Here is an 8,527-nt window from a genome sequence, read left to right as displayed (position 1 = left end):
CTCCTGATCAGCCCCTCGCTGCGCTCGCCGAGGGCGCGCAGGTCGACCACGATGGGCACGGTGCCGCCGCGGGCCGCGGTGAGGATGCGGCGGCGGACGGCGGGCGCGGCGTGCGCGGGCACGTCGCCCAGCACGACGACCTCCACCCAGCCGTCGCACTCCGTGACCAGCACGGGCTCGGGCGGCGAGGCGTTGAACGTGCCGCGGGTGGCGTGGCGCGGCGCCAGGACGAGGGTGACGGTGGTGCCGGTCGGTTGGCGGTCCACGAGCACCTCGTCGACGTTCTCGCGCATCAGCAGCAGGCCCCGGCCGCGCGTGGAGAGCGCGGGCGGTGGCACGCGCCACGTGCCGTGGTCGGTCACCACGACGCGCACGCTGCCGTCGGGCCGCGCGTCGGCCTCGATGTGCACCACACCGGTGCGGTCGGGGCCGTAGGCGTGCTCCACGGCGTTGCTGGCGGCCTCGTTCACGGCGATGAGCAGGTCGTACCGGTCGTCCTCGGTGAGGCCGGCCCGGTCGAGCCAGTCGTTGAGCTGAGCACGGACCGACGCCAGTTCGCCGGCGTGCGCCGGGAACTCCACTCCCCAGTGGTGGTCCGCGAGTTGATCGGTCAAGTGGCCCTCCCCGTTGCACCTGTCAGTCTTCCCGGCCTGCGTGTCCGCTACACGTGTGAGCGACGATCAGTTCGGGTACCGATAGCGTCAGCAGCACAACGAGACAGAAATGGACGTCGAGGTGAGCGTGTCGCACACTGAGCCGCGTAGCGGTGAGTCGGAAAGCGCCCTGACCGGGGTCGAGCTGCGCATGTCGGCCGATCCCACGCAGCTGTCGGTCGTCCGGGCGGTGGCCGCCGACATCGCCATGCGCCAGGACTTCGACCTGGACTCGATCGAGGACCTGAAGCTGGCGGTGGACGAGGCGTGCTCGACCCTCATCTCGCTGGCCGCTCCGGCGGCGGTGCTGAGCGCCCAGTTCGTCGTGGTGGAAGGCTCGGTCCAGGTCTCCACGAAGGTGAGTTCGCAGCGGTCCGCCCCGCCGGATCGGGACAGTTTCGGCTGGCGGGTGCTCAGCGCCCTGGTCGACTCGGTCACGACGTGGGTGGCGCCGCAGGACGACGCCTACGAGGTGCACATCGACCTGGTCAAGCGGTCGCTGGGGACGGTGGATGCGTGACCCCGTCCGAAGGGAGCACGGCGCGATCCGGCACCCAGGGTGATTACGATCACCTGGCGCCGCTGTTCGTCCAGCTCGCTTCCCTGCCCGCGGGCGACCCGGCGCGGGAGCGGTTGCGGGACGAGCTGGTGACCGAGCACCTGCCGGTCGCCAAGCACATCGCCCGGAGGTTCGGCCACCGGGGCGAGCCGCACGACGACCTGGTGCAGGTCGCGACGGTCGGCCTGATCAACGCGGTCGACCGGTTCGACCCGGAGCGGGGCAGCGACTTCCTGTCGTTCGCCGTGCCGACGATCATGGGCGAGGTCCGGAAGTACTTCCGCGACTCCAGTTGGTCGGTCCGCATGCCGCGGCGGCTCAAGGAGCTGCACCTGGCGATCAACGCGGGTTCGGCGCGGCTGTCGCAGGAGCTGGGGCGCGCGCCGACGCCGAGCGAGCTGGCCCAGCACCTGGGCCTGAGCCGCGAGGAGATCCACGAGGGCCTGGCGGCGGGCAACGCCTACCACAGCGCGTCGCTGGACGACCTGCTCGTGGCCGACGACAGCTCCATCTCGCTGGGCAGCACGCTCGGCGAGGAGGACCCGGAGCTGGAGGCGATCGAGCAGCGGGAGGCGCTGCACCCGCTGCTGGAGAAGCTGCCGGAGCGGGAGCGGAAGATCGTGGTGATGCGGTTCTTCGGCAACATGACGCAGACGCAGATCGCCCAGAAGGTGGGCATCTCGCAGATGCACGTGTCGCGGCTGCTGGCGAAGACGCTGCGGCAGCTGCGGGACGGGCTCACCGAGTAGCCTTCGGTGACGATCGTGGACACGTCGACGGGGCCGCCCGTGTGGGCGGCCCCTTCGGCGTTCGAGGGCCCGGGGGTCGGTGGTCGGGTCCTCCGCGCGCCGCGGCCCCCGGGTTCGGGGTGCGGCACGCGCACGTCCCCGCGCGTCGGTCGTGGCGGTCGCGGGGACGTGGGGTGTTCGTGGTCGAGCCGGGCCGGGCCGCGCTGACCGGCGTGCTCGACGGGTGCGCCCGCCCGGCGTCGGGCGGGCCGCGGTGGTGCGGCTAGTGGGACAACCCGGTCGCGGTGCCCGTCCACGGGGGAGGGCAGGTCCGCGGGGTCCGGTCGCGGGTGACCGGGTGCGGCGGCCGGGAGCCGGCCGGCGCGGGACGAGCTGTCGGGTCAGGCCGCCGCGGTCCGGCGGCGCGAGGCGATGATGCGGCGGCGCTCGTCCTCCCCCATGCCGCCCCAGACGCCGTAAGGCTCCTGGACGGCCAGGGCGTGGTCGCGGCACCTCATCAGGACCGGGCAGCGGGCGCACAGCTCCTTGGCGCGGTCCTCGCGGGCGGCGCGGGCGGCGCCACGCTCGTTGTCCGGGTGGAAGAAGACCGCGCTGTCGCGGCCTCGGCACAGCCCGTCCTTCTGCCAGTCCCAGACATCGGTCACGGGCTTGGGCAGGCGCGCGGTGCTGGTCATCGGGTGGACCCCCTTGCGGTGTTGCGGTGCTTGATCACGGCTTACCCGCTGTCGGCGGGCGGGCAAACGTGGTGTGCTCGATCGGATTACGGGTTTCGCAGCGCCGGGGCCACGGAGCCCGACCAGAACCGGAAGAACTCCTCCTGATCCGGGCCGATCTGCTGGACGTAGACCTCGTCGTAGCCCGCGTCCGCGTAGGAGCGGACCGCGGCGACGTACGGCTCGACGTCCGGTCCGACGGGCAGCGACGAGCCGACCATCTCCTCGGTGACGAGGGTCGAGGCCTGCTCGAAGTGCTCGGGCGTCGGCAGCAGCTGGGCCAGCTCGCCGGGCAGCTGCTCGTTGGCCCACAAGCGGTGCGCGGTCTTCGCGCCGGCCTCGGCCGAGTCCGCGTGGCAGACCTTGAACCCCGCCTGCGCGGGCTTGGCGCCACCGCCGCCGGAGCGGAACGCGTCGACCAGCGACTCGTCCGGCATGGTCGAGCAGAACCCGTCGCCGATGCGGGCCGCCAGCGCGGCGGCCTTCGGCCCGAACGCCGAGACGTAGACCGGGACGGGCTCGGGCGGCAGCGTGTAGAGCCGCGCGTTCTCGACCGTGTAGTGCTTGCCGCGGTGGGTGACCTGCTCGCCCGTCCAGAGGGCGCGCATCACCTCGACGGCCTCCTCCAGCATCTCCTGCCGCACGGGCGCGGACGGCCACGCGTCGCCGAGGATGTGCTCGTTCAGCGCCTCGCCGGAGCCGACGCCGAGGGTGAACCCGCCGCGGCACTGGACGGCGGCGGTCGCGGCGGCCTGCGCCACCACGGCCGGGTGGACCCGGACCGTCGGGCAGGTGACCGCGGTGGTGATCGGCAGGGAGGTCACCTCGGACAGCGCCCCGATCACGGACCACACGAACGGGCTCTGCCCCTGTTCGGAGTTCCACGGGTGGTAGTGGTCGGAGATCCACAACCGCTCGAAGCCCGCCTCCTCGGCCCACCGGGCCTGGCGGACGAGCTCACGGGGGCCGAACTCCTCGCACGAGAGGAAGTAGCCGATGCTGACCATGGCACCCGGTTACCCCCGCCGACCGGCCTGAACCCAGGTCGGCCGAAGCTCCACCACCCGGATGACGCGGGGCGGGGCGCCGGCACCGGCCACAGGCGCCGGCACCGGCCACAGGGGACGGTCGGCGCGGCGGGCTCAGACCTCGACCGGCAGCAGCATCCGCCCGCCCAGCAGCAGCGCGCCGACCACGACGACCGCGAACAGCAGCACCCACACCAGCCCCGGCACGCGCGTGATCCGGGCGAGCTGGTCGGCGTCGGACCCGGGCGCCCGCCCGCGCAGCCGCCTGCGCTGCAGCTCGCCGACCGGCCGCACGCCGCCCAGCAGCAGGAACCAGGTCACGAACAGCGCGAACGCCGCCTGCCACGCCTCGGACGCGTACCAGGAGACGGCGAACACCGCCCCGCCGGTCAGCACGACCGTCAGCACCCCGAAGACGTTGCGGATCATGACCAGCACCCCGGCCAGCAGCACCACGGTCGCCCACAGCAGCGGCCGGACCTGCTCGGCGATCACCAGCGCCGCCGCGCCCAGGCCGAGCAGGGACGGGGTCACGTAGCCCGCGAAGTACATGAGCACCACGGCGATCCCGGTGGGCCTGCCCCGCGACACGGTCACGCCGGAGGTGTCCGGGTTCAGCTTGATGCCCTCCAGCTTGCGGCCGGTGAGCAGCGCGACGAGGGCGTGGCCCGCCTCGTGCGCGATGGTGATCACGTGCCTGCTGTGGCGCCACAGCCCGGGGCCCGCCACCAGGGCCAGCGCCGCGACGGCGGGCGCCCACTCCGCGAAAGTCGACATCGCCGTCCAGCATGCCAGGCTTGACCTGGAGCGCGCTCCAGCACCCAAGCTGCTCGCCATGAGACGACAGCGCATCGGTTCCCTGGAAGTCAGCGCCCTCTGCCTGGGCACGCTGCCGTTCGGCAAGTGGGTGGACGACGAGACGTCGTTCGCGATCATGGACCGCTTCGTCGAGGCGGGCGGCACCTTCCTGGACACGGCCAACAACTACGTGTTCTGGGACGGCGGCACGGGCGACGAGAGCGAGGAGGCGGTCGGCCGGTGGCTGGCCGCGCGCGGCCGGCGGGACGAGCTGGTGGTGGCGACGAAGGTCGGCGCGCGGCCGCGCACCCCGGGAACCGGCCTGGAGAACGCCGAGGGCCTGTCCGGCGAGGTGGTCCGGGCCGCCGCCGAGGCGAGCCTGAAGCGGCTGGGCACCGACCGGATCGACCTCTACTACAGCCACGTCGAGGACCGGGCCGTGCCGCTGGAGGACACGCTGGGCGCGTTCGCCGACCTCGTGGGGCGCGGCGCGGTGCGGGAGGTCGGCGCGAGCAACCACGCCACGTGGCGGCTGGAGCGGGCGCGGGCGGCGTCCCGGGCCAACGGCTGGCCGCTGTACTCGGCGGTGCAGCAGCGGTACAGCTACCTGCGGCCCCGGCCGGGCGTGCGGCTGCCGGAGTCGGGCCACGTGCACATGACCGAGGAGCTGTTCGACTACGCGGCGGCGGAGGGCGACGTGGCGCTGGTCGCGTACTCGGCGCTGCTGTCGGGCCGCTACCGCGACAAGCCGCTGGGCGAGGAGTACGACCACCCCGGCACGTCGCGGCGGCTGCGGGTGCTGCGCGAGGTCGCGGGCGAGCTGGGCGCGACGGTCAACCAGGTCGTGCTGGCGTGGGTGCTGCGGCAGGGGATCGTGCCGCTGGTCGGCGCGAGCAGCCTGGCGCAGCTGGAGGAGACGCTGGGCGCGCTGGAGCTGGAGCTGGACGACGACCAGGTCCGGCGGATGGACGAGGCGGTCTGAACGCGAGCGCGGGGCCCGGTCCACAGTGGACCGGGCCCCGCGTGGTGGTGGGACGGTGTCGGCGGTCAGCGCGAGTGCCGCGCCCGGTGCTGCTCGGCGACGGCCGGGTCGATGGGGCGCGTCGGCCGCATGGCCGGGTCCACCGGCTCGACCGGCCGGGCGGTCACCGTCGGGTCCATCGACTCGACCCGCTCGTCGTGCGGTGCGAAGCCGGTGCGGTGGGTGTCGACGCGCTGCGTCGGCATCGGCCGCGTCTCCGGCTCCTCCTGCGGGGCCCGCGGGGCGCGGATGCTCTCGTCCCGCTCGAAGCGCCGCGGGTCGTGCTCCGCGGTCTCCTCCTCGGGCACCACGAGCTTGCGCCGGGCGGGCAGCACCGCGGTCAGCAGGCCGGCGGCGGCCAGGCCGAGGTGCAGCCAGTTGTCATTGGTGTTGAGCGCCAGCGGGTTGCCCAGGCCCGAGACCGGGTTGGTCGCGAAGACGCCCTCCAGGGCCAGCCCCCACAGCAGCACCGCGCCGTAGGAGAGGAACACGATCCAGCCGTAGAGCCGGGCCAGGCCCGAGCTGGTCGCCATCAGCAGGCCGAGCACGCCGAACGCCAGGTGGATGATGTTGTGCAGCGGGTTCACCATGAACCCGAGCAGCATGGCGTGCTGGTCGCCCGAGAAGTCGCCGAACCCGGTCTTGACGAATCCCGCGATGCCGGCGACGAGGAAGACCAGGCCGAGCAGGCCTGCCAGCACCTGGGCGGGCTGGAGACCCGCGACCTTGACGCGGCCGACGGTCGATTGGGTCATCACGCCCTCCAAACGAGGACCACGAGCCCGCCTTCCGGGCTCCGGACGACCACCGGCTACCCCCGTGCCGGAGGAGGCAAACGGCGTTCTGGGTGCGGGGCGCGGTGGGGCTGCGGGACGCGGCGCGGTGCGGCGGGCGCGTGGGTGCGCGAGTGCGGCGAACGGCGGCGGTGAGTGCGGGGTGGGGCGGGCGCACGGACCCGCCCCGGCTTTTCCCGACAGGAGTCGGCACCCCGCCGTGCCGGGGTTCATATAATCCCGACCCACCCCGTGGGGGCCGGGGGCGCGCGGTTCAGGTAATTGAATTCCATTCCCGCGACGAATAAGGGCGATCAGGTTTGCGGATGGCTCGCGGAACACCTCCGGAAGCCGCCTGTGCCCAGGTCAGCGCGTGCAGCTCAGCGCGGGGAACGACGCGTCGCCGAGCCGTTCCAATCGGTCTGCCTGCTGTTCACGAAATCCCCCTGGTCGCTCGTGACACCACTGTGGTGTTGATGTGAATTATCCCTTCGTCGACCCGCTGCCGTCAAAGGAATTACCGTGTTGGTCAATTGACGCGCGGGGCGGTCATCCGGTTCCCGGCGCCGTCCACGACATCGAGTAGCGCCAGTAGAGGTGCCGCCGGAACCGGGCGCCGGGCAGGACCTCGTCCGCCGCGGCCCGGATCTCGCGCAACGACGACGTGGGCGCCGAGACCGGGGCGGTGCCGCGCGGGTCGTCCCGGAACAGCCGCCGGGCGAGGTTCAGGGGCACCGAGGCGAGGCTCAGCGCCCGGTCCCACGCGTCCTCCTCGCGCGCCAGCCCGAGCACGGCCACCACGCCGCCCGGCGCGACCAGCGACCGCAGCCGCGCCAGGCCCGCCTCCAGCGGCATGTGGTGCAGGGCGGCGATGCACGACACGAAGTCGTAAGGGCCGCCGAGGTCGTCGGTCAGCGCGTCGGCCCGCCGGAAGTCCACGCCGGGCGCCGAGACCTCCACCGCGCGGTCCACCGCGGTCACCGCGAGCCCGCGGGCGGCGAGCAGGCGCGCGAACGCGCCGTCACCGCAGCCGACGTCCACCGCCGTGCGCGCCCCGGCGGGCACGGCGGCCAGGAGCGACGGGTGGTGGTGGGCGTTGTGGTCGAAGTGCTTCACCTCCCGTTGACGCGCGGGCGGCGTCCCGGGTTGGCCGGCGGCCGAGATCACTTGACTTCCAGTTAACTGGAGCTCCTAGCGTGACGGGCGTTCCGAGACGAGGGGGTTTTCCCGCATGCGCGCCATCCGCCAGCACGAGTTCGGCCCGGCCGAGAACCTGCGCCACGAAGAGGTGCCCGACCCCGAACCCGGGCCCGGCCAGGTGCGGGTCGCGGTGTCGGCCGCGGGCGTGCACCTGGTCGACACGTCGATCCGCCGGGGCGAGCCCGGCCCGTTCCCGCTGCCCGAGCTGCCCATGACGCCCGGCCGCGAGGTGGCGGGCGTGGTCACCGCGCTCGGCGAGGGCGCGGAGCCGCGCTGGCTCGGCAGGCGGGTCGTCGCCCACCTCGGGCAGGCGAGCGGCGGCTACGCCGAGCAGGCCGTGGCTAGCACCGCCTCGCTGCACGAGCTGCCCGACCACGTGTCCGACGACGCGGCCGTGGCCATGATCGGCACCGGCCGGACCGCCGTCGGCGTGCTGCGCGTCGCGCGGCTGACCGAGGACGACGTGGTGCTGGTGACGTCCGCGGCCGGCGGCCTGGGCGCGCTGTTCGTGCAGGCCGCCAAGGCCGTCGGGGCGAAGGTCGTCGGTGCCGCGAGCACCGCGAAGCTCGACCTGGTCCGGGAGCTGGGCGCGGACCTGGCCGTCGACTACACCCGGCCGGGCTGGACCGGGGGCGTCGGCGAGGTGACCGCCGTGCTCGACGGCGTGGGCGGCGACGCCGGCCGCGCGGCCCTGGAGCTGCTGGGCGTCGGCGGGCGCGTCGTGCTGTTCGGCTGGTCCTCCGGCACGCCCACGCGCGTCGAGACCGCCGACCTGTACCGCCAGGGCCTCACCGCGTCGGTCGCGGTCGGGCCGCGGCTGCTCAAGGGCACGAGCCTGCGCGAGCTGGAGGAGCAGGCGCTGGCCCTGCTCGCCGAGCAGCGGCTCACCCCGCTCACCACGACGTTCCCGCTGCGCGACGCGGCCCGCGCGCACACCGCGCTGGAGGCGCGCGCCACCACCGGCAAGGTCGTGCTCAAGCCGTGAGGGCCGACGGGTCGGGGGGGGCCCCCGGGGGGGGGCCCCCCCCCCCCA

At 73.8% G+C, this 8,527-nt stretch carries 10 protein-coding genes; 4 read left to right on the top strand and 6 right to left on the bottom strand.

Translation table 11 applies throughout. From position 1 onward, the window contains the following. Window positions 1-614 (bottom strand): ATP-binding protein (locus ACFV4N_RS26415; RefSeq protein WP_499675293.1); only part of this gene is annotated, 614 nt, incomplete at its 3' end. A gap of 127 nt (window positions 615-741) precedes the next feature. Here ACFV4N_RS26415 and ACFV4N_RS26410 point away from each other — a divergent pair. Both ACFV4N_RS26410 and ACFV4N_RS26405 read left to right on the top strand, forming a co-directional pair. Beyond that, entirely contained in the window at window positions 742-1,173 is a 432-nt protein-coding gene (locus ACFV4N_RS26410) for an ATP-binding protein (RefSeq protein WP_499675292.1), read from the top strand. Next, the gene (locus ACFV4N_RS26405; RefSeq protein WP_499675291.1) at window positions 1,170-1,961 is read left to right on the top strand and encodes a SigB/SigF/SigG family RNA polymerase sigma factor; all 792 of its coding nucleotides are present in this window, start codon (window positions 1,170-1,172) and stop codon (window positions 1,959-1,961) included. Before ACFV4N_RS26410 ends, ACFV4N_RS26405 begins: the two co-directional genes overlap by 4 nt. Before the next feature lie 380 nt (window positions 1,962-2,341). On the opposite strand, the gene ACFV4N_RS26400 is transcribed toward ACFV4N_RS26405, so the two are convergent. From ACFV4N_RS26400 to ACFV4N_RS26390, 3 genes are all read right to left on the bottom strand, one after another. Continuing rightward, complete coding sequence (locus ACFV4N_RS26400; protein WP_499675290.1) at window positions 2,342-2,635, bottom strand: WhiB family transcriptional regulator; 294 nt, start codon at window positions 2,633-2,635, stop codon at window positions 2,342-2,344. Window positions 2,636-2,721: 86 nt separating this feature from the next. Next, entirely contained in the window at window positions 2,722-3,681 is a 960-nt protein-coding gene (locus tag ACFV4N_RS26395) for a TIGR03557 family F420-dependent LLM class oxidoreductase (protein ID WP_499675289.1), read from the bottom strand. Window positions 3,682-3,816: 135 nt separating this feature from the next. Then, window positions 3,817-4,479: a M50 family metallopeptidase gene (locus tag ACFV4N_RS26390; RefSeq protein ID WP_499675288.1), complete on the bottom strand. Its 663-nt coding sequence runs from the start codon at window positions 4,477-4,479 to the stop codon at window positions 3,817-3,819. A gap of 58 nt (window positions 4,480-4,537) precedes the next feature. Here ACFV4N_RS26390 and ACFV4N_RS26385 point away from each other — a divergent pair, with 58 nt between their 5' ends. Then, complete coding sequence (locus ACFV4N_RS26385; protein WP_499675287.1) at window positions 4,538-5,482, top strand: aldo/keto reductase; 945 nt, start codon at window positions 4,538-4,540, stop codon at window positions 5,480-5,482. A gap of 65 nt (window positions 5,483-5,547) precedes the next feature. On the opposite strand, the gene ACFV4N_RS26380 is transcribed toward ACFV4N_RS26385, so the two are convergent. Together ACFV4N_RS26380 and ACFV4N_RS26375 are read right to left on the bottom strand one after the other, a co-directional pair. After that, a complete protein-coding gene (locus tag ACFV4N_RS26380) occupies window positions 5,548-6,276 on the bottom strand; it encodes a DUF4383 domain-containing protein (protein WP_499675286.1) in 729 nt (242 codons plus the stop codon). 567 nt (window positions 6,277-6,843) lie between these two features. Then, window positions 6,844-7,410, bottom strand: coding sequence for a class I SAM-dependent methyltransferase (locus ACFV4N_RS26375; RefSeq protein WP_499675285.1), 567 nt, complete (start codon window positions 7,408-7,410; stop codon window positions 6,844-6,846). 115 nt (window positions 7,411-7,525) lie between these two features. Here ACFV4N_RS26375 and ACFV4N_RS26370 point away from each other — a divergent pair, with 115 nt between their 5' ends. After that, complete coding sequence (locus ACFV4N_RS26370) at window positions 7,526-8,479, top strand: zinc-binding dehydrogenase (RefSeq protein WP_499675284.1); 954 nt, start codon at window positions 7,526-7,528, stop codon at window positions 8,477-8,479. Window positions 8,480-8,527 lie beyond the last annotated feature (48 nt).

The sequence above is a fragment of the Actinosynnema sp. NPDC059797 genome, from assembly GCF_042732085.1.
In the GTDB taxonomy this organism is placed as follows: Bacteria; Actinomycetota; Actinomycetes; order Mycobacteriales; family Pseudonocardiaceae; genus Actinosynnema.
This window is presented reverse-complemented; position numbering and strand designations above follow the sequence as displayed.

Bases quoted from the DNA above. Each gene is read 5' to 3' on its own strand.
- ACFV4N_RS26400 (WP_499675290.1), bottom strand. From the start codon at position 2,635: ATGACCAGCACCGCGCGCCTGCCCAAGCCCGTGACCGATGTCTGGGAC.
- ACFV4N_RS26395 (WP_499675289.1), bottom strand. From the start codon at position 3,681: ATGGTCAGCATCGGCTACTTCCTCTCGTGCGAGGAGTTCGGCCCCCGT.
- ACFV4N_RS26390 (WP_499675288.1), bottom strand. From the start codon at position 4,479: ATGTCGACTTTCGCGGAGTGGGCGCCCGCCGTCGCGGCGCTGGCCCTG.
- ACFV4N_RS26385 (WP_499675287.1), top strand. From the start codon at position 4,538: ATGAGACGACAGCGCATCGGTTCCCTGGAAGTCAGCGCCCTCTGCCTG.
- ACFV4N_RS26380 (WP_499675286.1), bottom strand. From the start codon at position 6,276: ATGACCCAATCGACCGTCGGCCGCGTCAAGGTCGCGGGTCTCCAGCCC.
- ACFV4N_RS26370 (WP_499675284.1), top strand. From the start codon at position 7,526: ATGCGCGCCATCCGCCAGCACGAGTTCGGCCCGGCCGAGAACCTGCGC.